This window comes from Acaryochloris thomasi RCC1774 (assembly GCF_003231495.1).
Lineage (GTDB): Bacteria > Cyanobacteriota > Cyanobacteriia > Thermosynechococcales > Thermosynechococcaceae > RCC1774.
Map to the genome: position 1 here is coordinate 1 of NZ_PQWO01000008.1, position 22,562 is coordinate 22,562.

A 22,562-nucleotide genomic window follows, 5' to 3' on the forward strand; every position below is an offset into this window, starting at 1 on the left:
GCCCTGGAAGCAGGTCTTCTATCTGCTCCCATTGATCATCGCGCAGAGCATATCGTCGGGGCATCTCAAAGCTCCTCACAGTAGAAGAGTCTTTAAGATGAAAGATTAATGTAGATACGTCAAGTTAATTGATGACACGCCCTAGTAACAGGCTGGCAAATTGATCATTCCCAAGTCATTCCACGCTTAATCACAAACTGGTTAGAGGTACATAGATGACTAGCAGCAAATTGATTCAAACTTGTATTCATTCTGAAGTTCGACTGCTGGGCGATATCAAAGCTGACTTCTCTGATCGTCATATCCCCAAAGGAACTCGTGGCACTATTGTAGAGCGCTACGATAAACCAGACGCCGTTGCCGTTGATTTGGCGATTCCAGATACAGGCTTAGTGGGTGGGTATCGTTACGAGAATGTTATTTTGACTCCACCACAGTTTGAGATCATAAAACGCTGACGGCGTGTTTAGCAGAACATTACAGGTGGGATTTCACACAATGGGATCATGTTCTTCTAAATACCTAAGTCAGCGAGAGCAAGACGAATTTGCTCAAGACGCCTGCGGTTAACGCCCAGATCAGACTCTCCCAGACGGGCGGCAGAGCGGACCTGAATCAGGTTCTCTTCAGCAGGTAGATAGAATTCAGCATCATCGACAAAACCCATCAGCTTGCTAGCAGATTCAGTCCGAATATAGTCATCCCGTTGCTCAACGACTGTAGTGTTGGGAACAACGCTTAAAACCTTCAGCAAGGCTTCGCGGGCAGTCTCCCGATCTCCGGCATAGGCAATCGGAGCAATTTCATGATCGAGATCAGCACCCTGACTCACCACGCAATTGGGAGAGTCAGGACAGGGTGCCAATTGTCCATCTTGCAAACCAATAACCTCGGGAGGGCTACCGGCAAACAGCCCCTGAAGTCCAGGCAAGGCTGCGGGCGATGTAGAAACGGCCCAGGCTGGTGATGTGAATAGACCCGAGAAAGCTAGAAGTCCAGCTAAAACGAAAGAGAGAAAATATTGCGTCATGAGATTCTGCTTTACTACCTATGATGCAGTTTACAAGCATATCGAGTGGCATGGTGAGGTCTACGGTATGCTGATGCAGATGTTTGCAAACCGACTATGACGAGCTATTCCACTCTGGTTGAACTGCTGTGCGATCGCGCCCAGAAAACCCCTGACAAACGCGCCTATACGTTCCTCGCAGATGGCGAAACGGAGTCGGGAACGCTGACCTATGGTGAGCTGGACCGGCAGGCACGTGCGATCGCAACTCACCTAAGCTCTCGTCTATCACCCGGAGACCGGGCGCTGCTCATTTATCCCTACACGGCAGGCTTAGAGTTTATTGCGGCTTTCATGGGGTGCCTCTATGCCGGGGTCATCGCCGTCACAGACAACCCACCGCGTAATCTAGACGCCCTCCGCAAGCTCCAGGAGCGGATGACGCTATCAGGCTCCACCGCCTTTCTGACCACAGAGACGCTTGCAACTCAACTCCAAAGTCAGCTCCCGAAAAGCCCCGAGACTGCCGCCCAGCTCTCTCAACTCTTTGTTGTCACGACAGACACCATCTCGGCCAGCCCAGATGATTGGCATCAGCCCGAACTCGCCGCAGAAACACTAGCCTTTTTGCAATATACCTCTGGCTCCACGGGCACGCCCAAAGGAGTGATGGTGACCCACGGCAATATTCTCTATAACGAGCGGGTCATTCAGCAGGCTTTTCAGCACAGCACAGAGACTCTCTTTGTCGGCTGGCTCCCTTTATTTCACGATATGGGACTGATTGGAAATGTACTGCAGCCTTTGTATATAGGGATTCACAGCGTTTTGATGTCTCCAATCTCTCTGATTCAGAAACCAGTGCTATGGCTAGAGGCCATTTCTCGATACCGAGCGACCACCAGCGGTGGCCCCAACTTTGCCTACGAATTGCTTTGCCAAAAAACAACGCCGGAGCAGAGAGCTAGCCTAGATCTCAAGTCTTGGGACGTTGCCTTTTGTGGCGCAGAACCCATTCGGGTAGAGACGCTGGAGCAATTTACGCATCTCTTTGAACCACAGGGTTTTCGCCGAGAAGCCTTTTACCCTTGCTATGGCATGGCGGAAGCCAGCCTATTTATCTCTGGAGGGGATAAAAGCGACCCGCCCGTCATTGTGTCGATTGACAGAGCAGCGCTAGAGAGAAATCAAGTTGAGCATGCAGAGCAACCTGAGGCAAAAGCACTTATGGGTTGCGGTCATGCTTGGCTAGAGGATCAAATCTTGATTGTGGATCCCGACACTCGGCAGCGCTGTGCCACAAACCAGGTAGGTGAAGTCTGGGTCTCAGGTCCGGGTATTGGCCAAGGCTATTGGCAGCAAGCCGAGGCCACGGAACAGACCTTCAGAGGCACCCTCGCAGACACTGGAGAAGGCCCCTTTCTACGCACCGGCGACTTTGGATTTCTCCAGGGCCAGGAGCTTTTTATTACCGGACGCCTCAAGGACATGATGATTTTGTGGGGGCGCAACCACTACCCCCAACACATTGAGCAAACAGTTGAACAATGCCACCCAGCTCTACGCAGCAACTGCGGTGCAGCCATTGCCGTTGACGTTGAAGATCAAGAACAGCTTGTGATTGTGCAAGAGGTAGAGCGCACGGCACTCCGCCAATTTGATGCCCAGGAGGTGATCGAGGCGATTTGCCGAGCCGTAGCGGAGAACCATATGTCAGAGGTTTATGGGGTCGCGCTGTTGAAGACAGGCAGCATTCCCAAAACCACCAGTGGCAAAGTCCAGCGACGCATGTGTCGAGCAAAGTTCTTAGACAATAGCCTCAATACAGTGGCCCAGTGGCAAATGACTCCTGAGCAGCGGGGAACGATCGTCGATTTGATGGCTCGGTCAGGAGCTACAGGCTAATGTATCAGGGGCCATGTTAGGGTAGCTGGGGTCTGCAACAATTCCGCATCATGACGACGTCCTTTAGCCAAATCTACGAGACGCTGAAAGCCAAAAACCGGGCGTTGGTTCTGGGGGTCGGCGAAGGCTTAATCCGTAAGGTTGAACAGCAATTTGTCCGGCATTCGCTGATTGGCGATCGCAAGTTTTTTGAGCCAGAACAGTTCGACTGGATTCCGGAGCTAGAGGCCAATTGGCACAAGATTCGCCAAGAGCTAGACCATATTCTGCAGCACCGGGATGAGCTGCCCAACTTTCAAGATATTGCCAAAGACGAATACCGCATTACCAAGGACGACCGCTGGAAAACCTATTTTTTCTACGCCTTCGGTATCGAGATGGAGCAGAACTGCAGCCGCTGCCCCGAAACAACGCGCCTTCTAAAAAACATCCCCAACATGACCACGGCATTCTTCTCAATTCTGCTGCCCCACAAACAGATTCCAGAACATAAGGGGGTTTACAAAGGCATCATTCGCTATCACCTAGGTCTAAAAGTTCCTGAGCCTAAGACAAGCTGCGGCATTTGCGTGGGCGGCGAAACACGCAACTGGGCAGAGGGCAAAAGCCTAATCTTTGATGATCTCTATCGCCACTCGGCCTGGAACAATAGCGACGATGTGCGCGTGGTTTTGTTTGTAGACTTTCTCCGGCCTGTTGCGCGGCCCTACAACCTTTTCAACCAAATGATCATGCGCTTAATCTCATGGTCTCCCTACGTCCAAGATGGCAAGGCCAGACAAGACCAATGGGATGAGCGGCTAGAGGCGCTGTTAGGTAAGGGCAAACCAAGACTCGACTGACGACTGCCCCTGCGCGACAGCTCAACAATCGGCTTCACCCTGCATCCTAGACGGAGCAGGACAAGTCTCCTACCCTAGGACCAGTCAGCGACAAAGCCTCAGTCTAAATTCCGAGACGTTGATAAATCTGATCTAGATGCTCAAGGTGACGCTGAGGATTAAAGCAGTCTTCGATTTCGTCTGCCGACAGATATTCTTTCACCTGGCTATCTTCAACAATGGCTGCTCGGAAATTGCCACTCTCCTGGTTCCAGGCCGCGTGAGCATTGCCCTGCACAATGGCATATGCATCCTCGCGGCTCATGCCCTTTTCCACTAGCGCCAGCAGCACCCGCTGGGAGAAAATAACACCGCCGTAACGGTTCATATTCCGCTTCATATTATCGGGGTAAACCTGAAGCTTCTGTACCAGCCCCGTGGTCTCCACCAGCATAAAATGCATCAAGATTGCGGCATCAGGCAGAATCACTCGCTCGGCAGAACTATGGGAAATATCCCGCTCGTGCCACAGAGCGACATTCTCTAAGCCCGTCATGGCATAGCCTCGGATGACGCGAGCAATACCTGTAAGTCGCTCTGATTTAATGGGATTGCGCTTATGTGGCATGGCCGATGATCCCTTCTGGCCCTTGGAGAAGAATTCCTCTACTTCCAAAACATCGGTTCGCTGTAGGTTACGAATTTCCACCGCGAAGCGTTCAATGGAGGCCGCCAGCAGGGCCAAGACCTGCAGATAATTGGCGTGGCGATCTCGTGACACCACTTGAGTGGAGGCGCAGTCAGGCTGAAGGCCCAGATTTTGACATGCGATCGCTTCTACCTGTGGGTCAATATTGGCGTAGGTACCGACTGCCCCAGAGATTTTGCCCACAGCAATATCGTGCTGAAGCTGGTTAAGGCGATCTCGGTGTCGCAATACTTCCGCTAGCCACCCGGCCAGCTTGAATCCTAGAGTAATAGGTTCAGCGTGGATGCCGTGACTGCGGCCCACCATCACCGTATTGCGGTGCTGTTGTGCTTGGTAGCGAATCGCCTGAATCAAAGCCTCATGCTGACGCAGGAGCACTTTCACGCTGGCAACCAACTGCAGTGCCAGAGCGGTATCCAAAACGTCGGAACTGGTCATCCCAACATGGATATAGCGACCCGCATCCCCGACATACTCATTCACGTTTGTCAGGAAGGCAATCACATCATGCTTGACTTCGGCCTCGATTTCTAAAATCCGGGCAGGGTCAAAGTTTGCCTTCGCCTTGATTGTCTCCACCGCCTCTGCGGGAATCTTCCCTAGCTCGGCCTGGGCTTCGCAGGCTGCGATCTCAACCTGGAGCCAGGTCTGGAATTTATAGTGGTCCGTCCACAGATCGCCCATTTCGGACAGGGTATACCGCTCGATCAAGTTCTTACGCAGAGTACGACTGAATCATTGTACGGCCTCAGCGATCTTCTCTGCACTTCATGGGATAAGCCGATCAGTATGTGCCCCCCTAAGAAGCTGCTGTGCCTGATTTCCAAGCGTTTGCTTTTTCTGATTCAAGCTGTTGGACGGTACGCTGCAGGGCTTCAATAATGCTGTACATTTCCATCGGATCAAAGACCTTCAGCAGACTGGTTTGCGTCACAATTCCTAAGCCTTGTCCCCAGTTCCAGGAAACGACAAAGCGACGGACTCGCCGCTGCTGCATCTCTTGCTGAACCATTGATAGCGAATCTTCAGGGGAAAGCAGAAAGAGAGGCGTACTCATCACCGCTTGGGCCTGCTGCTTGACGAGGTTGAGCTGCAGCGACTGAAATTGCACAATATCGCGTTCAGTGACGATCCCTACTGGCTGAGGATTCTCTCCCGTGAGATCGACTATCACGACACAGCTGACGCGGTGTTCAGCCATCTGCTGCGCGAGGCATAACACAGATGTTTCTGGCTCGGCTTGAACGACATCGACCGTCATAACCTCGGCCACGCGCCTCAGCTTTAGGAGATTAGCGGGCTTCAGCACCTTACGTAGAGTTTCAGAGGAGATGACGCCCAATAGATGGTCAAATTCATCCACAATGGGCAAATGGCGAATCCGGTAGCGACGAAACAGAAACAGAACCGCAAAAACATCCTGAAGACTCCCCCGGGAAAGGGTCTTGACGGGGTGGATCATCACCTCAGCAATGGTGCATTTTTCCAGAGACCGATTCTCTGCCGCCAGACGAACAATATCGCGTTCGGTAAAAATTCCCTGAAGCTCCTGATCCTGCATAACCAGAACACAGCTTGACCGCACAGAGGAGTCAGCAACAGATCCACCCAGCTCGCAGCGGCTAAAGGGGCTCTGACTCATCAGACCGATAACCTCCACCAGTGACGCGTCGGGAGCCACGATTAAGGGGTTGGGGTCAATGGCATCGAGGGGCGTATGGAGCTGGGGGCCATCCAGAGGCATTGGAGACTCTACTGTTTTTTAGATGTGCCTGATATGCGCTTGGCCTTCCCGTAAAGGCGATCTAATACTCGTTTGACTGAAATCCGCTGCCACTGCTGGCCGCGCTTGGTTTGATAGCCGCTCTGATTCAGCCAATCGGCAATTTGCTGCAGAGATTTGCCCGACTTGTGGTGCCGACGAATCAGATCAACGATTTCTTGCTCTTTAGGGTTCTCGACGAGTTCGCCATTTTGCGATCGCAACCCAAACGGAGGCGAACCAAACCCAGCATATCCCCCTTGGGCTGCCTTGGCCTGCCGCCCCTGATCGAGACGCTGCCAAGCCAACAAATCATCTGAACGCTCCGCTGTCATTGGTGTTTCCCTAAACCCTTCAGACAAATGTTACAGAAAATCTCCTGAATTTCATACAGAATAAGCTACATAGCTCAAACAGGTGTATGATAGACAAATGTTACAAGCAATTAGATTGTAGTCCTTTAACCGCAAGGCTTCAAATCTTTTTTGGTCAGGAGAGAGCCATTCATCATGTAGCGGCTGCTCATTCGTTGTAGGAAGACCGATGCGACTGATTATTTTGGGCCCTCCGGGTTCAGGTAAAGGGACCCAAGCAGAAAAGCTAGCCTCACAAGCCAACATTCCACATATTTCAACGGGAGAGCTTTTACGCATTGCCATCTCACAGGGAACCTCCCTAGGCAAGCAAGCACGAACCTTTGTTGAGTCTGGCGATCTAGTGCCCGACTCGCTGGTGATTGCTCTGATGCGGGAGCGTCTAGGGCAGCAAGATGCTCAACAGGGCTGGATTCTAGATGGTTTTCCCTGTAATCTCACGCAGGCACACGCACTCGACTCATTGCTGCAGATTATGGGGCAGCCCTACGGTACCGTCATCCACTTAGACGTTGAGGCTGACAAATTAACGCAACGAATGCTGCAGCGGGGGCGTCAGGATGACCAAGCCAATATCATTCAACAGCGATTGGCTGTGTATCAGCAGCAAACGGCTCCCCTAATTGATTTTTATCAGCGTCGCCGTTGCTTAACGCATATCGACGGCAGCCCAACGGCTGAGATTGTGAACAGCGCAATACAAAAAGCGTTAAAAGTTCCAGTCGCTGCGTAGCGCACCCTATCAAACGTTTTTCGAGTCTGAGTATCCAAGGGGGATCAACCATGACTCTTCATCTTTTTCGCCCACTTTTAGTTTTCGTCACTTAAGGATTCATTACATGGCAACGTACAAAGTCACACTCGTAAACGCCGCCGAAGGAATTGACGCCACTCTAGATGTTGCAGACGACCAGTACATCTTTGATGCTGCGGAAGAGAACGGTATCGAGCTGCCCATCTCCTGCAGGGCCGGGTCTTGTTCCACCTGTGGCGGCAAAGTTTTATCGGGAACGGTCGATCAATCCGATCAGTGCTTTCTCGATGACGAACAAATTGAAAAAGGTTTCGTACTCACCTGCGTGGCCTACCCCACCTCTGACTGCAAGATTGAAACCCACCAAGAAGATGCTTTGCTATAGGAGACAACCATGAGTGAAAACATAATGACTACCGTTGCCTACGTGCAAGAAAATGACTTTGATGCCCTAATCGCCAACGAAACCCTTACCGTTGTTGACTTTACGGCCTCCTGGTGTGGTCCCTGCCGCAAAATTAGTCCCCTTATGGACCAGTTGGCAGAGGAATTTCCCGATAAAGCCACTGTTGTGAAGCTTGATATTGATCAGGCGAAAGCGATCGCAAAAAAATATGCCGTTCGCAGCATTCCAGCCGTGCTGATGTTTAAAGCAGGCGAGACGGTTGAGAATATCGTTGGCGTCAAACCTTACGAGACCTTTTCTGAAGCGGTCAGTAAACACAGTTAGAGCCGCCCCTCCACTCGATCCATCCCAAGACATAATCATGAAAAATACTCACAACGTTTGCTGCCCTAACTGCGGCGACCGCAGTGCTTCTCGGCGCTACTTTACCAGTGCCGATGCCAGAAAATGTAAAGGGGGACTGGTCAGCCAAATTGAATGTCCTGCCTGTGATTATTTGATGGTGACCTGTACAGAGGATGGTCGAGTGCTGGAAGCTTATTCTTCAGGTTTACCGGCTCCCAGTTTCATCCATCAGCCTGAATCTCGCAGCCCGATACTTCAGTCCTAAGCTGCTTCTGCTCTTGCTGCGGTATTGCCGTGTTCAAGAGCAGCTTTTTCTTAGCTTTTAGTCCGACTCATAGTCCAATGCAATACGGAGGAACGTACAGATCATGATGAGAGCTGAAGAAATCATGACGAAAACGGTGGTGACCATTCAAGGGTCGGCCACTGTAGCAGATGCCGTAAAAATGATGAAAGACAAGAGCCTCAGGGCGTTGATCGTAGAGCCTCGCTATGAAGGCGATCCCTACGGTATGGTCTCGGAGACCGATATTGTCTATAAGGTAGCTGCATTTGGCCACGACCCCAAAGAAATGCGGGTCTATGAAATCATGACCAAGCCCTGCGTGGTGGTCAATCCAGGATTGGGTGTGGAGTACGTCGCTCGGCTGTTTGCCAATACCAAAATTCGCCGTGCTCCTGTGGTGGAGGGCAAGCTACTGGGAATTATTTCCACCAGCGATATTCTCCGCAAGAGCGACTTTGTTGAAAAGCCAAAGAGTAATTTCGAGCTTTATTGTGAAGACAACCCTAATGCCCGTGAAGCGCGGATGTATGACGACTAAGTCTTCACCCTTCCTCTGTTGTTGCGTTTCAAATCAGGATTTTGTATGCAAGTCGGCGATAGCATCCGAGTCAAAGAATCTGTGACGGTTTATCACTACCCCGATCATCGCAACCAACCCTTCGATCTCAGGGGGCAGACGGGAGAGATTATGGCTATTTTAGAATCTTGGCGGGGTCGAGCAATTAGCCCTAACCTCCCGGTGCATGTCAAGTTTGACAATAAGTTTACAGCTCACTTTTTAGATAACGAACTCGAACCGATCTCTCAAGGTGTAGTGCGTCCATAACTTCAAACGTATGGGTCTGCAAGTCGTTTGAAGTGAAGAATGAAGTCCTATCTGAGTCGTAGGCGCAGTTTGTATTTAAGGTATCTCAAGCATGATCAAAGCTAGCGAAATTATGACGCGCGAGGTGGTGTCGATCCAAGGCTCGGCCACAGTTGCAGATGCCGTCAAGATGATGAAAGAGAAGAGCCTCCGGGCGCTAATCGTAGAACCTCGCTACGAAGGCGATCCCTACGGGATTGTGTCTGAGACCGATATTGTCTCCAAGGTAGCGGCCTTTGGACATGCCCCCAAGCAGATGTGGGTCTACGAAGTGATGACCAAGCCCTGTATCGTGGTGCCCCCTGATTTGGGGTTGGAGTATGTGGCTCGTCTTTTTGCCAACACCCGTATTCGCCGTGCGCCAGTCGTTGAGGGTAAACTGCTAGGCGTTATCTCAGTTAGCGATATCCTGCGTAAGGGTGATTTTGTCGAAAAGCCAAAGGAGCTTTTCATTGAGGATAAACTTGAGGTCGCCCGAGAGGAAGCCCGCACCATTTGTGCGGAGAAAGGCCCCACAGCCCGTGAATGTGCCGCGGCATGGGATGTAGTGGAAGAGATGCAAGCTGCCGCTGCTGATCAGCGGACGAAGCAGAAAGTCGCAGAGACTGCATCATCATCATTTGAGCAATACTGTGCAGACAATCCTAACGCGAAGGAATGCCGTATCTATGATGATTGAGTCGTGCAGGCTTGCTGTCCCTGGCCTTGTGCCAATAAACCATCGGGGACCAACAGCTCTGCTTTAGCAATGGCTCGATCGAGCGGCTATGCCTTCGTATCGTCAATAATGATGACCTGCTCGATTAAAGGCATTTTGAGGAGTCGCTTCGCCACTCCACCTGGGGCAACGGTGTATATAGCACTTCCGTTTGTATACACCAATGACTTATCAGCTCCAACATCGTAAGAAAGCACGCCTTTACCGATCACCTGTGGATCTTCACCGGGAAGCTGCCGCATAAGCTGCCAGCTCCGAGGCACAAGGGCCGGGGAGTCTTTGTCTCCGAATCTTTCGTTTTCCTTCGCCATTTCGGCAGGGTCAATGCGCTTGCCCCAGAGAACAAGCTGATTGTTGGCCTGTATTTGGGGCTTACCTGATTTCAGGAGGGGCTTGCCTGCGTAGAATTTTGTGAACATGTTGAGCCATTCATAAATCGCTCGGATGAATCGAAAGGGCATCAAAACAATATCTCGCAGGGTATCGAGCGGGCTGATGCGCCGACGGCGGGGCTGATAGGGACGGCGAATGTAATACATCGTGCCGTCTGCGACCACCTGAGGAAGCAGGAAGTCATATTTGGGATCTGCAACCAGCGTAGAAATATCGCCTTGCGCGAAGTCTAGTTTTTCGATGGTGTAAGGACTTTGATCGACGAGATAGCCGTTGCGATCGCGTGCAATCCCAGCCGACTGATAAACCAGCGCCTTCCCCGTCCCCGGAATCCATCGGGGCGCTAAATCAATCGAATCACCCTCCGTAGTTTGTTTCGGTCGGATCCCCTCAATGGACATCGTCGCAATGTGGGCTGAACTGTCTTGCTGCAGCAAAGCACAGGCCACTTCTTGGTGCTCTGGATGAAAGCTTAGATCTTGAACCGCAAAATCAGCGCTATGAAATAAACGCGATTCTCGATCGCTCACCGGATCAAAACTAAAGATACCGGCCATTTCCTCCGTTGCCAGCGTGTAGAGAACTTTACCTGCATCGCAAGGACTCACGGCCTTGAAGGTGACAGGGGGTTTCGCCTCTCCAGCTTGATCCTGCGGAAAAAGATGAGCCGGTAGAATATCCGCCATTGGGTTCTGGGTTTGCTGGGTCTTCCAAGCATTGCGGCGCTGGGTACTTGATATCCGGTCCTGTACGGTCTTGGCGAAGGCACTATCAACGGTGCGAGCTGGATTTTGTCCCTGCTTTAGATGGAGCTTTCCTCCAGCCAGATATGCGATCGTCAGACTCATCGGTCTCGTCCTGAGAATGTAGAGGTTTATAAAACTGCTTCTATCGTGCCTATCCTAGTTCTGAAGGGATACGGATGTGAATCTTCCGTGACTTTTGATTAAGTACGAGCTTGATTTTCAGGACAAAACTGGGCAAGCATTGACCTCTTTCTATAGGCGCTTCTTGGAAAGGTATACTAAGCGTCAATCGCCTTTAAGAATAGTCACTATGGGCTTTAGTCTGTTGACGCATGAAAATCTTTCAAGATGATAATTTCCTGGCACTGATTCATCGCATTGAAAATCTAGTCGCCAAAGTATTGTCTGCGGCTTTGGTGATTGTGATCTTAGTGGCGCTCTTTGAGTTAATCCTTGTGCTCTCGCAAGAACTCCTGACCACTGAACCCATTGGATTCTTTAGTAAAACCCTTATTCAGCTCTTTGGATTGTTTCTCAATATCTTGATTGCACTAGAGCTACTTGAGAATGTAACAGCCTACTTCAGGAAGCACGTCATTCACGTTGAGCTGGTGGTCATGACCGCGTTGATCGCAGTATCTCGAAAAATCATTATTTTTGATACAGAGAAATTTGAGAAGGTTGATTTGATAGCTTTGGCTCTCGCCTGTCTAGCACTTTCGGTGAGCTATTGGCTGCTGCGCCGAACCTCTGCGAAGAACCAGTCCTAACCCCTGGAATACAATGCAACGTGCAGAGAAGACTGTGGAGACAGGCTAGACTAGCAGTAGTTCAATTTGGCCCTATCTATGAGTCTCAAAACGCAGATTGGTGACGACATCAAAGCCGCAATGAAGGCGAAGGACAAAGTCCGTTTAGTTGCGGTCCGCAGCATTAAGAAAGTCATCCTTGAGAAAGAAGTCGAAGCGAGGGTGGAAGGGCGCGACGAGCTAACTGAAGCAGAAGAAACCGAACTGCTAGTCCAACAGGCTAAGCAGCGCCGGGACTCGATCGAACAATATGGCAAAGCAGGCCGAGACGACCTAGTAGAGCAAGAGGCTCAAGAACTGGCCATTATTGAGGAATATCTGCCTAAGCAGCTGACCGATGCTGAGGTGACGGCTGTGATTACAGAAATTGTTGCTCAGGTAGGGGCCACCTCTCCGAAGGATATGGGGAAGGTCATGGGACCGGCGATGCAGCGTCTCAAGGGTCAGGCCGATGGCAAAAAGGTTCAGAGCTTGGTGAAAGCAGCGCTAGGGGGGTAAGTCAGGGGCAAAATAGAAATCTTTGCCTTTATCCCCCAAAAAGATCGTGGGTGTGATCCAGATCGCAGGCAGTCCCAAAATCCTGATTTAGTATAGGCTCATATACGGAACTTTTATATCGAAACCAACCCCGGTGGCTTTGCTGCCGGGGCTATATGTTAGGGTCGTCAACCAAGAACAAACAATACAGGGCGACGCTATCCAAACCGAAGATTTTTTCTATCACAGCTTTCTGCTCTGTAGCAGTACTCGACTGAGCTAGGACAGCCTTTCTTTGACAGATATAGCAACCGTTTCAACATCTTAATCAATACGCATACTGCTATGTGGCTGGGTTCAGGGGCGCTATGATCTTGGAGATCTCAGCTGCGTCAATCAACTTACCACTCTAAAATGGCCCCAGCGCTTCATGTATTAGGAATTAGGCACCACGGTCCTGGTTCTGCCCGCAGCCTCCGAAAAACCCTCAAGGAACTGCAGCCGGATATCTTGCTCGTAGAAGGGCCACCCGATGCCGAGGATGTCCTCAAGGCGCTGGGGCATCCTGACCTGAAACCTCCCGTAGCGCTGCTGATTTACGCCCCTGAGCAACCCCAGTCTGCTGTTTACTATCCGTTCTCAGTCTTTTCGCCAGAGCTGCAGGCGATTCAGTATGGTCTAAAGCAGCAAATCCCAGTGCGGATGATGGACCTGCCCCAAACGCATCAGCTGGGTCTACAGCAGCTAGAGAAAGAAAAGGCGGAGCGCCTCGCCCAGGAATCCCCCGAAGCGACAGAGACTCTGATGCCAGAAGAGACACCTATTGCGATCGCAAGTCCCACGGATCCATCTACTTCTGAGCCAAAAGATCTGAATGCGGCAGGTGTTGAACCTCAAAGTTTTGACCTCGAAAATCTTGAGTCTGAGCGTTCAGATCCCGAACCTCATGAAGCGGATCATCCTGTCGAACAAATAGCACTGGAAGTCCTGAGAATTCGTCGAGATCCGCTGACTTGGTTAGCGCAGGCAGCGGGCTATAGCGATAGTGAACGCTGGTGGGAGCAACTGGTGGAGCAGCGACAGTCGCACGGTGACATTTTTGCGGCCATTTTAGAAGCAATGCAGGCGCTGCGCGAGGAATATGAGCAGGTCTTTCCCCTTAAGCCAGAGCATCCCCACGACCATCGGGAAGCGCTGCGGGAAGCATTTATGCGGCGGACGATCCGGAAAGCGAAAAAAGAAGGTTTTCAAAAGATTGCGGTGGTTTGTGGGGCTTGGCACGGTCCTGCGTTGGTCGACGCCAAGCACTCTGTAAAAGATGACAATGCACTGCTAAAAGGATTGCCTAAATGCAAGGTCAAGTCCACCTGGATTCCCTGGACCTATGAGCGTTTAACCTGGCGCAGCGGCTACGGGGCAGGGATTGAATCTCCGGGCTGGTACCACCACCTCTGGTCTCACCCTACAAATCCGGCGGTTCACTGGCTAACCCGGGTGGCCCGTCTGCTGCGTCAACAGGATATTGATGCTTCTTCTGCAAGCGTAATTGAGGCAGTAAGGCTTTCTGAGACACTAGCTGCGATGCGTGATCGCCCCACTCCCGATCTGGATGATCTAAACGAAGCAACCCAAACGGTGCTTTGCTTTGGCGATGATTTGCCGATGAAGCTAATTCACGAGCGGCTGATTGTTAGCGATCGCATCGGTCAAGTCCCGGAAGATACCCCCCTTGTTCCGCTCCAGCTTGATTTACAGCGCCTGAGAAAGACCCTGCGTTTGAAACTGGATGTGGTGGCGAAGGAGCTGGAATTAGATCTGAGGAAGGAGAATGATTTGTTGCGATCGCAACTCTTCCATCGCCTCAACCTCTTGGGCATCCACTGGGGCAAAACCACCTACAGCCGCAGCAAAGGCACCTTCAAAGAAGCTTGGTCAATCTGCTGGGAGCCTGAGTATGAGCTATCTCTGATTGAAGCAGGGCAATGGGGAAACACCATCGAGGCCGCTGCGATCGCCTACGCCTGTCACCAGTCAGAAACTGCCCCGAATCTACCTGCATTAACAGCGCTATTAGATCAGGTCTTACTTGCAGATCTGCCCGCTGCCATTGCCTCTCTAATGACGCGACTCCAGGCGGAGGCTGCGGTGGCTAGCGATATCGCTCACCTGATGTCGGCTCTACCGCCCCTCGCAAATATTTTGCGCTACCGTGATGTGCGTCAAACCGATACCGAAGGCGTCGCTCAGGTAGTCGAAGGTCTAATCGTTCGCATCTGCATTGGCCTACCAGGAGCCTGCGCTTCTCTAGACGACGATGCTGCCACCGCAATGGAGGAGCAGATCAACAAAACTCACAGCGCTGTAAAGTTGCTGCAAAATGAAGACTATCTCAAAGATTGGCAAGGAGCGCTGCTTCAGCTTGCTGATCAGCAACAGCTTCACGGTTTACTATCTGGACGCTGCTGTCGCCTGTTACTCGACGATGGTTGTCTCGACTCAGAAGAAGCGGCACGGCGGTTACACCTGGCTCTATCCACCGCCAACGAACCTGCCCAAGCCGCCAATTGGATCGCCGGATTTTTGCAGGGCAGCGGCCTCCTACTGATCCATGACGAAACGATTTTGCCCGTCCTCGATCAGTGGGTAACAGACCTCTCCAAAGACGCCTATACCGGTCTTCTGCCACTCCTGCGACGGACATTTTCAGAATTCTCGCCAGCAGAACGACGTCAGATGGGGGAGCGCGTGAAGCGGGGCAAGTCTCAGACAGCGATGACGAACGCCAGCCAGAATTTAGACTTAGATCGCGCTCAGGGCGCTCTACCTTTGATTGCCCAAATACTAGGACTGCAGCCATGAGTGACGAACGCTTGCGACGATGGCGACTGATTCTCGGGGGCGGATCTGCTGACGGAATTGCTAGTGAGGGCTTTAGTCTCGGACCTACAGATGCATCGATGGATCAGGCACTCTCTTCTCTCTACGACGCTCAGGGCGGAGGGCGGTCAGGGGGCTTAGGCAGTTCTTCTCCTAAAGTGGCACGCTGGCTCGGTGATATCCGCAGTTATTTCCCCAGCTCGGTGGTGCGAGTCATGCAAAAAGATGCCCTAGAGCGGCTTAATCTGCACCAGATGCTAATGGAGCCAGAAATGCTAGAGGCAGTGGAGCCAGACGTTCATATGGTGGCAAATCTGCTATCCCTAAGCGGTATTATGCCCAGCAAGACCAAAGAGACGGCTCGGATCGTGGTCAATCGAGTCGTCGAAGAACTGCTTAGGAAACTCTCTAACCCCCTGCAGCAGGCGGTGATGGGCAGTCTCAACCGCGCCGTGCGGAACTCCCGTCCTCGTCACAACGAGATTGACTGGAATCGTACAATTCGAGCCAATTTGAAACATTATCAGCCGGAGTATCAGACCATCATTCCTGAGCGGCGGATTGGCTTTGGCCGCAAGCGTTCGTCTCTCAAAGATATTGTGCTGTGCGTTGATCAGAGTGGATCGATGGCGACTTCTGTGGTCTATGCAAGCATCTTTGCGGCGGTCCTAGCCTCTCTACCAGCGGTCAAAACCCACATGGTGGTGTTCGATACGGCGATCGTTGATCTGACTGAGATGCTGCAAGATCCGGTGGACGTTCTGTTTGGAACACAGTTGGGGGGTGGAACCGATATCAATCGAGCTGTGAGCTATTGCCAAGGCCTAATCCGCAAGCCCGAAGACACTATTTTTGTGTTGATTAGCGATCTATACGAGGGCGGAGATAATCGCTCAATGCTGAAGCGCATGGGGAGTTTGGTGCAAAGCGGTGTGCAGTGCGTTACGCTGTTGGCCCTTAATGATGATGGTGCTCCTTGTTTTGATCATCAGAATGCAGCCAAGTTTGCGTCGTTGGGAATTCCTTCTTTTGCCTGCAGTCCTGACCAGTTTCCGGGGCTGATGGCAGTTGCGATCGCACGTCAAGATCTCAGCCAATGGGCTGCAAAAGAAGAAATTGTAACAGCGGCCATGATGAAATGAACCGTATCCTTTTCTAGGAAGCACTTGCTATGTCCTGTAGCAAAGACTGGAATCGCTCCTGCTCAACCAGGGCAAATCCAGGTTCTAGGCGATCACGCTGGGCTAGGGCAAGACCTTTTTGAGCTTTGCCCTCTGCGGCCTCAGTATTTCCCTCCGCCAGCAGTAGTGCGGCCTCCGCCCTAAGCAAGGTATGTTCCTCAATTAGAATGGTCTCTTGAATTTGATCAAACCATTGGCGAGCTAAATCTGATCGCTGACGGATACGAGCTTCAAAGAATGTGCCTTCCAGCAGCAGAGAAGCACGCATGAGTTCAGGAAAATAGATAGCCATGCTGAGGATCTGATCTAGATAGTCACCTGCCTGCTGAAGCTCTCCTTGATCCAAGGTCATATGATAGGCAATAAGTAGGCTCGATATGTGCGCCATTGAGGTTTCAGGAACGGCTAATAGCGGCTTGATAATGTTTGGATCTATGTCCCGGGGACGAATCCCCTGTTTCAGGTTGATATGAAATCGATGAAACGCCAAAGATCTTTGGCCTTGTAAATTATTTTGCAGCAGATCTAGTATTTTTCGACCATCTGTCGTTATATATCCCGATCTACGAGGGATAAGATTGAAGACAGCAATATAAAAATTAGACATAGAGATAAGTGTGAACCACCAAATAAGGTGATAACGATTCATTAACTCCGGCAGGAATAAGGGTATGACACCAATCAGGAAAAGTAAAAATGAGGCGATAGGACCACCTGCCATTAAAAACAGTAATTTTCGCCTTAAACAATGCATTGAACGAGGTGAAATCCCGACAAAACCTGCGACAAAACGACGACGCATTCGATGAAACTTCATTCCTTGAGAGGTGCGGACCCAAATAAATTTACCAACGGCAAAGCGATCTAGCTCAGCTCCGTTGAGCCACCCGAGGAAGAAATGGCCAAGCTCATGGATCAAGACTGAAACATAGCTATAGGTCACGTAAAAAACAAGCAGCAACAAAGGATCTACGGAAGTTCCTGATGAAGATAAGGGCGGAAGAATCGTGTACCACACTGCCATTAGTAAAAGGGAAAAGAAGCAGGGAAGCAGTCGCCAACGTCGAGAGTTAGATCCTGGAGGCGTATCGTATGCAGACTGCCTTTGTGATTGAGATGAAGATCCTAGAAATTTATCGCGTTTAGACTTTCTTTTTAGTTGAGGTGGTATATATTTTTGCTTAGAGATCTGGCGCAGCCCCAAGCTTGTAATCGCACCATAAATGAGACCTCCTGTTAAACTGCCCATCAATGCAGAGATGCTATGAGACTGCTCCATGTCTCTATAGATAGCCGCGCATATTAGTCCGCCAATAAGAAATCCTGCAGCAAAAGCAATAGGGCCTATGATATTCCAACACCATGCAGGCTTAAATCTCTGTCGTAGAATAAACCATTGAATAAGGCTAAAAAACGTTGCGTAAATGACCCCAATAATTACAAGTCCTGGAGATGGAATGCTCAGAGAGACAAGTCCCAAAAACAGGGGAAATAGGAGGGGAAATAAAGTACTGTTTATAATCCACAGTACTGAAGTCGAGAATTTTCGGCGGAGTATCACCCACTGTAGTAAACCAGCCCACAAATGCAAAGATAGTAGGGCCGCTATTCCATAACCTATATAGTGATCGGCTGACAGAAAGTCGCCAATAAAAAAGGGTACACTCCCACCCATCCCATATCCGATGGTGTTACAGATAATCCATCGGAAATAGAAATTACGAGTCAGAGGCAATGTTTTTTGAGCAGAAGTCTGAGTAATGGGACTACTCCGTTTGCCGTTATCAGCACGTCGTATTGATGCAAAGGAGCAATGCCTGCTGCTTGCTCAAGCTACCCCATCTCTTTTGGGCATAAAAGCTTGAGGAGAAACATTCAGAACCGTTTGATATCCAATACACTATCTTTAGAGTGCCCACTTTTACGACTGGTCTACTAGATAGAGCAAGTGGATTATTTGATATTAAATTGCTTAAGATTCCACGAGATAATACTGATGAAAACCATAGATTAATGGGTTTAGTTTAGTGATAATAATCAAGCAAGAACGTACTGATTCATGAAAACAGGTCTAGCAATTTCATAAAGCTATCCCGAGGAATCCTGATTTTTTGATCTGTTCGGCTCTATCGATTTCTAAAGCTAATGGGCTTTGCGATCTCACCTTTACTGGCTGAGCAATCTCCTGAGTGAATTCGCAGAACACCTTGCGACTATCTTTATCAGTGAGACTCATATGGGAACCTCAATCGTTGTTCCAGCCTGTCGTAATCGATCAGCCAGCACATCACCAAGGCCCGTCGCCGGGGTCAACACACCGCCTCGCTGAGGCCCACCCGGAAGGCGTTCAAAGTCTAGCGCCAAGGCCAAAGCTGATTCACAGAGAAACTTCACTGTCGAACGATTACCTGGATCGCCCGGATTATAAATCAGGCCCCGATGCTGTCCCCCCTCTTCGTCGATAGCTAGCAACTGACAGCGGAACCATCCCTCATCCATTACTTGCTCAGACGGCCCCTCTCCCGGCTGCGGGAAATTGGGCTGCAGTAGTGAGCGGCGTACCCAAGGTTGCTGCATCATCGCGACCAGTAGGCCAGTCCCTACGGTGGTGACAGTTGCTTTCAGGCCCGATAAAGGCCCCTGAAACACAAGAGATTCTTGGTATGTAAATTGAGAACCGTAGGGATCTTGCCATTGAGAGTAAAGAGCGCTGCTGCGACGGACAACTCGCGTGTTGACAGGCCCCATGAAAAAAGGCGCAACCCATGCTCCCAGGTCTTGATCATACTGAGACCACTGCAGGTCCTCCGCTGCTGTCTCAGGTCGCACTTCAGGTGGATTGAGCAGATAGGGATCACCCATCTGTGACCATTGACCTGCATCGATTAAGTTATAGGCAGAAGCTAAAGTACCGCCATTGAAGCCGCCTGCCGCTTCAAAATAGGCTTTGACAACTTTGCAACTTTTGCCCAGCTGCTGCAGATAGCGCACCATCAAGTAGGCTCCCAGATCTGAGGGGACAGAATCAAAGCCACAGAGGGGAATAATGCGGGTTCCTTGGGTTGCGGCCTGTTCGTGATAGGTTTCGATTAAGGAACGGACCCAGGCAGTTTCACCTGTAATATCGACGTAGTGAGTGTGTGAACGCACGCAGGCATCGACCATTGCCTGACCGTAAAGCGCGAAGGGGCCTGCGGTTGTTAAAACGATGCGGGTTTGGGTTGCGATCGCATCTGTCCCAACCTGATCTCGGCCATCCGCCACCAGAATATCGACCGTTTCACAGCCGACCTTCGTTCTGACAGCTTCTAGCTTTTGGCGATTACGCCCCGCGATCGCCCACTTGAGATGATCCGGCGCATGGTCTGCAAAATATTGAACCGTCTGCTGCCCTGTAAACCCACTGGCACCATAAAGCACAACATCATAGGTGCGTTCACTCATTCCTAAAGACTATCCTCTCCATTTTGTTTATGCTTCAACACTAGCGGATTCCTCAATTCGTCGTGCAGCTTTTAGTTCGAGAATTAGACCTTTAAATCATTGGGCGGCAGTCGAGAAACCAAGCGCAACTCTTGGCTGGGAATGAATCAAGTAGGATGAGAAAAAGACGCTGCGAAGGCATCTAGCCATGACAACCGCTTTACCCAAAACGAACGCTGCACTATCTACGGCGACATCAGCAGCTCCGCTGACAACAGAGATACGGGTTCTTTTAGAAGGGGTAAGTTGGGAAACCTTCGAGCAATTGCTAGAGGAAACCGGAGACCAACGGCACCAACGTTTTGCCTATCGAGATGGATTGTTGGAAATTATGGTTCCTTTGGCGGGACATGAAGAACCAATTAGGCTCTTCGATCAATTATTGGCAGCAATTATTGATGAGCTAGAACTTGAATTCCGAAGCCTTGGCTCGCTGACCATGAAAAATCCTAAGCAGAAAAAGGGACTAGAACCTGATTGCTGTTTCTATATTCAAAATGAAGCAGTGGTTCGTGGCGTTGATGCTTTAGATTTTGAGGTTCATCCACCTCCCGATTTAGTGATTGAGGTCGATAACAGCAATTCTTCATTGAACAAGTTCCCGATCTATACAGCTCTCAAGGTTCCAGAAATCTGGCGTTTACGGTATGGCTCAATGACGATCTACCATTTGAATGCCGAGCAATCAGAGTATAAAACCCAAGATAAAAGTTTGGCGTTTTCGCAGTTGCCGGTGCAGGAGTTACCGCAGTTTGTCGAGCAGGCCAAGAAAATCGGGCAGCGGGCAGCCGTCCGAGAACTGGCGAAACGGGTCCGGCAGGTGCTAGCAGATTTAGCGAAAGATTAGAGAAAAAGACCCTCATGCAATAGACCGCTGGCGTGAATTGCTATTCTGAGCAAGGTGTGTAGACTATTGTGAGGCTTGATGGGCAGACAGTACCGCGTTGCTGTACTTCCGGGTGAAGGCATCGGCCCTGAAGTTGTTGATGCAGCTTTAAAAATTTTGTATTTACTCGCAGATCTTGAAGGATTTGAGATCCAGGGAGACTATGGCCTGATCGGTCTACCTGCTCAAGAGAAGCTAGGCTCTTTTTTCCCTGAGACAACAGCTCAACTTTGCCAAGGCTCTGACGGCATCGTTTTTGGTGCGGTATCGCGGGGAGGGCTGCTAGAGCTGCGTCAGCATTTTGATTTTTTTATGAATCTGCGCCCGGTGCGATCGCATCCCCATCTTTTCCATAAATCCCCCCTCAAGCCAGAGCTATTGCAAGATGTCGATATTCTATTCGTCCGCGAACTCGCCAGCGGTCTCTACTTTGGTCCCGCAGGCAGAGCAACAGATGGATCCTATGGCTATCACACCATGCGCTATAACGATTCAGAAATTCGGCGGATTGCCAAGGTCGCGCTGCAAAAGGCCCAGGAACGTCGCGGCCATCTGACCGTTGCCCACAAAGAGAATGCCCTGCCCCAGATTCCCTGGTGCCGTCTAGTGCAGGAGATGGCTCAAGACTTTCCAGATATCACTGTAGAACCAGTCCTGGTGGATAATTTAGCGATGCAGCTTGTGATGCACCCTCAGGATTTTGATGTGATTCTGGCGGGGAATTTGTTTGGTGATATTTTGAGCGATTTGGGAGGTGCGATCGCAGGTTCCATCGGCTTACTCGGCTCGGCCAGCTTCAATGAACGAGGATTAGGGCTTTACGAACCTGTTCACGGAACGGCTCCAGACATTGCAGGCAAAGGAATTGGCAATCCATTAGGCATGATTAGTAGTCTCACAATGATGCTCCAGCACTGGGGAGAACACGCCGCAGCTTCAAGGCTTGCGCAAGTTCAGAACCAGATTTTAGAGCAGGGATACCGCACAGCAGATTTGTATACAAAGAACCCTCAAGAGAAAAAGGTCAGCACCCAGGACTTAACCTCACTGTTTTGCAAGCGACTTTGACACCGCTAAGATAGAAGTCACGAGAGCAGTATCGTTGTCTGCAGGCAAAGTTTATGATTGCCGTCCCAAACTACATCAGTCCTGAAGAATATCTCGCTATCGAACGGCAAAGTGACATTCGCCATGAGTATCGCCGTGGTTTGGTGTATGCGATGGCCGGTGGCACAGATAATCACGATCGCATTGCTCTAAATCTTCTGACTCTGATTAATATTCAACTTGGTGACTCAGACTGTCGATTTCACTCCGGCAATGTCAAGGTCAATTACCAAGATGAGTTTTATTACTATCCCGATGCATTTGTAACCTGCAATCCAAAAGACCGCGATGATCGCTATGTTAAGCGCCATCCAAAGCTGATCGTTGAAGTCCTTTCATCCAGCACAAAAATTTTTGATATTGGGAAAAAGTTTGAAGATTATCGACGGATTCCAGCCTTAGAGGAGTATGTCTTGATTTCTCAAGAGACTCAGCGGGTGGAATGTCGCCGTCGTATATCTACAGAAGTTTGGGAAACCACTATCTATGCAGCAGGGGAACAGGTAGTCCTCAAAAGTATTGGGTTGGAACTTGCGATTTCTGATCTGTATCGCGGTCTTGACGACTAAGAAGTGTTCTGTTGTATTTATTTCTTCTGAGCCGATGCATCCCAATGGCAGCCTCTGCTGCATGGCTTACTATTGAGGAC

At 50.4% G+C, this 22,562-nt stretch carries 25 protein-coding genes; 17 read left to right on the forward strand and 8 right to left on the reverse strand.

Going from position 1 to position 22,562, the window contains the following annotated elements; all coding sequences use genetic code 11:
- The first annotated feature begins 215 nt into the window (after window positions 1-215).
- Window positions 216-458, forward strand: coding sequence for a hypothetical protein (locus C1752_RS13580; protein ID WP_110986619.1), 243 nt, complete (start codon window positions 216-218; stop codon window positions 456-458).
- A 56-nt stretch (window positions 459-514) separates the two neighbouring features.
- On the opposite strand, the gene C1752_RS13585 is transcribed toward C1752_RS13580, so the two are convergent.
- Window positions 515-1,030 carry a DUF1499 domain-containing protein gene (locus C1752_RS13585; RefSeq protein WP_110986620.1) on the reverse strand — a complete coding sequence of 172 codons (516 nt, stop codon included), beginning with the start codon at window positions 1,028-1,030 and terminating at the stop codon, window positions 515-517.
- Between the two features lie 96 nt (window positions 1,031-1,126).
- Between C1752_RS13585 and C1752_RS13590 the strand changes: the two genes are divergently transcribed.
- Complete coding sequence (locus C1752_RS13590) at window positions 1,127-2,914, forward strand: fatty acyl-AMP ligase (protein WP_110986621.1); 1,788 nt, start codon at window positions 1,127-1,129, stop codon at window positions 2,912-2,914.
- A gap of 50 nt (window positions 2,915-2,964) precedes the next feature.
- On the forward strand, window positions 2,965-3,756 hold the full coding sequence (locus tag C1752_RS13595; protein ID WP_110986622.1) for an aspartyl/asparaginyl beta-hydroxylase domain-containing protein: 792 nt from the start codon (window positions 2,965-2,967) through the stop codon (window positions 3,754-3,756).
- A 103-nt stretch (window positions 3,757-3,859) separates the two neighbouring features.
- Here C1752_RS13595 and purB read toward each other — a convergent pair whose 3' ends face one another.
- From purB to C1752_RS13610, 3 genes are all read right to left on the reverse strand, one after another.
- Window positions 3,860-5,155 (reverse strand): adenylosuccinate lyase, encoded by a 1,296-nt coding sequence (purB, locus tag C1752_RS13600; RefSeq protein ID WP_110986623.1) that lies wholly within the window; start codon window positions 5,153-5,155, stop codon window positions 3,860-3,862.
- Window positions 5,156-5,243: 88 nt separating this feature from the next.
- Window positions 5,244-6,188 (reverse strand): CBS domain-containing protein, encoded by a 945-nt coding sequence (locus C1752_RS13605; protein ID WP_110986624.1) that lies wholly within the window; start codon window positions 6,186-6,188, stop codon window positions 5,244-5,246.
- Between the two features lie 8 nt (window positions 6,189-6,196).
- Entirely contained in the window at window positions 6,197-6,541 is a 345-nt protein-coding gene (locus tag C1752_RS13610; protein ID WP_110986625.1) for a recombinase family protein, read from the reverse strand.
- A gap of 208 nt (window positions 6,542-6,749) precedes the next feature.
- On the opposite strand from C1752_RS13610, the gene C1752_RS13615 reads away from it, so the two are divergent.
- The 7 genes from C1752_RS13615 to C1752_RS13645 all read left to right on the forward strand — a co-directional run bounded on the left by C1752_RS13615 (window position 6,750) and on the right by C1752_RS13645 (window position 9,915).
- On the forward strand, window positions 6,750-7,313 hold the full coding sequence (locus C1752_RS13615; protein ID WP_110986626.1) for an adenylate kinase: 564 nt from the start codon (window positions 6,750-6,752) through the stop codon (window positions 7,311-7,313).
- 106 nt (window positions 7,314-7,419) lie between these two features.
- Window positions 7,420-7,719, forward strand: coding sequence for a ferredoxin (locus tag C1752_RS13620; RefSeq protein WP_110986627.1), 300 nt, complete (start codon window positions 7,420-7,422; stop codon window positions 7,717-7,719).
- 9 nt (window positions 7,720-7,728) lie between these two features.
- The gene (gene trxA / locus C1752_RS13625; RefSeq protein WP_110986628.1) at window positions 7,729-8,064 is read left to right on the forward strand and encodes a thioredoxin; all 336 of its coding nucleotides are present in this window, start codon (window positions 7,729-7,731) and stop codon (window positions 8,062-8,064) included.
- Window positions 8,065-8,101: 37 nt separating this feature from the next.
- On the forward strand, window positions 8,102-8,350 hold the full coding sequence (locus C1752_RS13630; RefSeq protein WP_110986629.1) for a replication restart DNA helicase PriA: 249 nt from the start codon (window positions 8,102-8,104) through the stop codon (window positions 8,348-8,350).
- A 103-nt stretch (window positions 8,351-8,453) separates the two neighbouring features.
- The gene (locus tag C1752_RS13635; RefSeq protein WP_110986630.1) at window positions 8,454-8,909 is read left to right on the forward strand and encodes a CBS domain-containing protein; all 456 of its coding nucleotides are present in this window, start codon (window positions 8,454-8,456) and stop codon (window positions 8,907-8,909) included.
- 45 nt (window positions 8,910-8,954) lie between these two features.
- Window positions 8,955-9,197: a ferredoxin-thioredoxin reductase variable chain gene (locus tag C1752_RS13640; protein WP_110986631.1), complete on the forward strand. Its 243-nt coding sequence runs from the start codon at window positions 8,955-8,957 to the stop codon at window positions 9,195-9,197.
- 91 nt (window positions 9,198-9,288) lie between these two features.
- A complete protein-coding gene (locus tag C1752_RS13645) occupies window positions 9,289-9,915 on the forward strand; it encodes a CBS domain-containing protein (protein ID WP_110986632.1) in 627 nt (208 codons plus the stop codon).
- 86 nt (window positions 9,916-10,001) lie between these two features.
- Here the strand turns inward: C1752_RS13645 and C1752_RS13650 are convergent, their stop codons facing one another.
- On the reverse strand, window positions 10,002-11,195 hold the full coding sequence (locus C1752_RS13650) for a TolB-like translocation protein (protein ID WP_110986633.1): 1,194 nt from the start codon (window positions 11,193-11,195) through the stop codon (window positions 10,002-10,004).
- A 230-nt stretch (window positions 11,196-11,425) separates the two neighbouring features.
- On the opposite strand from C1752_RS13650, the gene C1752_RS13655 reads away from it, so the two are divergent.
- From C1752_RS13655 to C1752_RS13670, 4 genes are all read left to right on the forward strand, one after another.
- The gene (locus tag C1752_RS13655) at window positions 11,426-11,863 is read left to right on the forward strand and encodes a phosphate-starvation-inducible PsiE family protein (RefSeq protein WP_110986634.1); all 438 of its coding nucleotides are present in this window, start codon (window positions 11,426-11,428) and stop codon (window positions 11,861-11,863) included.
- A gap of 78 nt (window positions 11,864-11,941) precedes the next feature.
- The gene (locus C1752_RS13660) at window positions 11,942-12,400 is read left to right on the forward strand and encodes a GatB/YqeY domain-containing protein (protein ID WP_110986635.1); all 459 of its coding nucleotides are present in this window, start codon (window positions 11,942-11,944) and stop codon (window positions 12,398-12,400) included.
- Window positions 12,401-12,793: 393 nt separating this feature from the next.
- Complete coding sequence (locus C1752_RS13665) at window positions 12,794-15,238, forward strand: DUF5682 family protein (protein WP_110986636.1); 2,445 nt, start codon at window positions 12,794-12,796, stop codon at window positions 15,236-15,238.
- Window positions 15,235-16,398 carry a VWA domain-containing protein gene (locus C1752_RS13670; protein WP_110986637.1) on the forward strand — a complete coding sequence of 388 codons (1,164 nt, stop codon included), beginning with the start codon at window positions 15,235-15,237 and terminating at the stop codon, window positions 16,396-16,398. The genes C1752_RS13665 and C1752_RS13670 overlap by 4 nt, the downstream gene beginning before the upstream one ends.
- 13 nt (window positions 16,399-16,411) lie before the next feature.
- On the opposite strand, the gene C1752_RS28075 is transcribed toward C1752_RS13670, so the two are convergent.
- The 3 genes from C1752_RS28075 to C1752_RS13680 form a co-directional block, all read right to left on the reverse strand.
- A complete protein-coding gene (locus C1752_RS28075; RefSeq protein ID WP_158535095.1) occupies window positions 16,412-17,917 on the reverse strand; it encodes a M50 family metallopeptidase in 1,506 nt (501 codons plus the stop codon).
- Between the two features lie 600 nt (window positions 17,918-18,517).
- Entirely contained in the window at window positions 18,518-18,673 is a 156-nt protein-coding gene (locus C1752_RS28455; protein WP_158535096.1) for a hypothetical protein, read from the reverse strand.
- Window positions 18,670-19,881, reverse strand: a complete 1,212-nt coding sequence (locus tag C1752_RS13680; protein ID WP_110986639.1) for a saccharopine dehydrogenase family protein — start codon at window positions 19,879-19,881, stop codon at window positions 18,670-18,672. Before C1752_RS13680 ends, C1752_RS28455 begins: the two co-directional genes overlap by 4 nt.
- Window positions 19,882-20,068: 187 nt before the next feature.
- Between C1752_RS13680 and C1752_RS13685 the strand changes: the two genes are divergently transcribed.
- From C1752_RS13685 to C1752_RS13695, 3 genes are all read left to right on the forward strand, one after another.
- Window positions 20,069-20,767, forward strand: coding sequence for a Uma2 family endonuclease (locus C1752_RS13685; RefSeq protein ID WP_110986640.1), 699 nt, complete (start codon window positions 20,069-20,071; stop codon window positions 20,765-20,767).
- A 78-nt stretch (window positions 20,768-20,845) separates the two neighbouring features.
- A complete protein-coding gene (locus C1752_RS13690) occupies window positions 20,846-21,874 on the forward strand; it encodes an isocitrate/isopropylmalate dehydrogenase family protein (protein WP_110986641.1) in 1,029 nt (342 codons plus the stop codon).
- A 53-nt stretch (window positions 21,875-21,927) separates the two neighbouring features.
- Window positions 21,928-22,482 carry a Uma2 family endonuclease gene (locus tag C1752_RS13695; RefSeq protein ID WP_110986642.1) on the forward strand — a complete coding sequence of 185 codons (555 nt, stop codon included), beginning with the start codon at window positions 21,928-21,930 and terminating at the stop codon, window positions 22,480-22,482.
- Window positions 22,483-22,562: the final 80 nt, after the last annotated feature.

Bases quoted from the DNA above. Each gene is read 5' to 3' on its own strand.
- C1752_RS13580 (WP_110986619.1), top strand. From the start codon at position 216: ATGACTAGCAGCAAATTGATTCAAACTTGTATTCATTCTGAAGTTCGA.
- C1752_RS13585 (WP_110986620.1), bottom strand. From the start codon at position 1,030: ATGACGCAATATTTTCTCTCTTTCGTTTTAGCTGGACTTCTAGCTTTC.
- C1752_RS13590 (WP_110986621.1), top strand. From the start codon at position 1,127: ATGACGAGCTATTCCACTCTGGTTGAACTGCTGTGCGATCGCGCCCAG.
- C1752_RS13595 (WP_110986622.1), top strand. From the start codon at position 2,965: ATGACGACGTCCTTTAGCCAAATCTACGAGACGCTGAAAGCCAAAAAC.
- C1752_RS13605 (WP_110986624.1), bottom strand. From the start codon at position 6,188: ATGCCTCTGGATGGCCCCCAGCTCCATACGCCCCTCGATGCCATTGAC.
- C1752_RS13610 (WP_110986625.1), bottom strand. From the start codon at position 6,541: ATGACAGCGGAGCGTTCAGATGATTTGTTGGCTTGGCAGCGTCTCGAT.
- C1752_RS13615 (WP_110986626.1), top strand. From the start codon at position 6,750: ATGCGACTGATTATTTTGGGCCCTCCGGGTTCAGGTAAAGGGACCCAA.
- C1752_RS13620 (WP_110986627.1), top strand. From the start codon at position 7,420: ATGGCAACGTACAAAGTCACACTCGTAAACGCCGCCGAAGGAATTGAC.
- trxA (WP_110986628.1), top strand. From the start codon at position 7,729: ATGAGTGAAAACATAATGACTACCGTTGCCTACGTGCAAGAAAATGAC.
- C1752_RS13630 (WP_110986629.1), top strand. From the start codon at position 8,102: ATGAAAAATACTCACAACGTTTGCTGCCCTAACTGCGGCGACCGCAGT.
- C1752_RS13635 (WP_110986630.1), top strand. From the start codon at position 8,454: ATGATGAGAGCTGAAGAAATCATGACGAAAACGGTGGTGACCATTCAA.
- C1752_RS13640 (WP_110986631.1), top strand. From the start codon at position 8,955: ATGCAAGTCGGCGATAGCATCCGAGTCAAAGAATCTGTGACGGTTTAT.
- C1752_RS13645 (WP_110986632.1), top strand. From the start codon at position 9,289: ATGATCAAAGCTAGCGAAATTATGACGCGCGAGGTGGTGTCGATCCAA.
- C1752_RS13650 (WP_110986633.1), bottom strand. From the start codon at position 11,195: ATGAGTCTGACGATCGCATATCTGGCTGGAGGAAAGCTCCATCTAAAG.
- C1752_RS13655 (WP_110986634.1), top strand. From the start codon at position 11,426: ATGAAAATCTTTCAAGATGATAATTTCCTGGCACTGATTCATCGCATT.
- C1752_RS13660 (WP_110986635.1), top strand. From the start codon at position 11,942: ATGAGTCTCAAAACGCAGATTGGTGACGACATCAAAGCCGCAATGAAG.
- C1752_RS13665 (WP_110986636.1), top strand. From the start codon at position 12,794: ATGGCCCCAGCGCTTCATGTATTAGGAATTAGGCACCACGGTCCTGGT.
- C1752_RS13670 (WP_110986637.1), top strand. From the start codon at position 15,235: ATGAGTGACGAACGCTTGCGACGATGGCGACTGATTCTCGGGGGCGGA.
- C1752_RS28455 (WP_158535096.1), bottom strand. From the start codon at position 18,673: ATGAGTCTCACTGATAAAGATAGTCGCAAGGTGTTCTGCGAATTCACT.
- C1752_RS13680 (WP_110986639.1), bottom strand. From the start codon at position 19,881: ATGAGTGAACGCACCTATGATGTTGTGCTTTATGGTGCCAGTGGGTTT.
- C1752_RS13685 (WP_110986640.1), top strand. From the start codon at position 20,069: ATGACAACCGCTTTACCCAAAACGAACGCTGCACTATCTACGGCGACA.
- C1752_RS13690 (WP_110986641.1), top strand. From the start codon at position 20,846: ATGGGCAGACAGTACCGCGTTGCTGTACTTCCGGGTGAAGGCATCGGC.
- C1752_RS13695 (WP_110986642.1), top strand. From the start codon at position 21,928: ATGATTGCCGTCCCAAACTACATCAGTCCTGAAGAATATCTCGCTATC.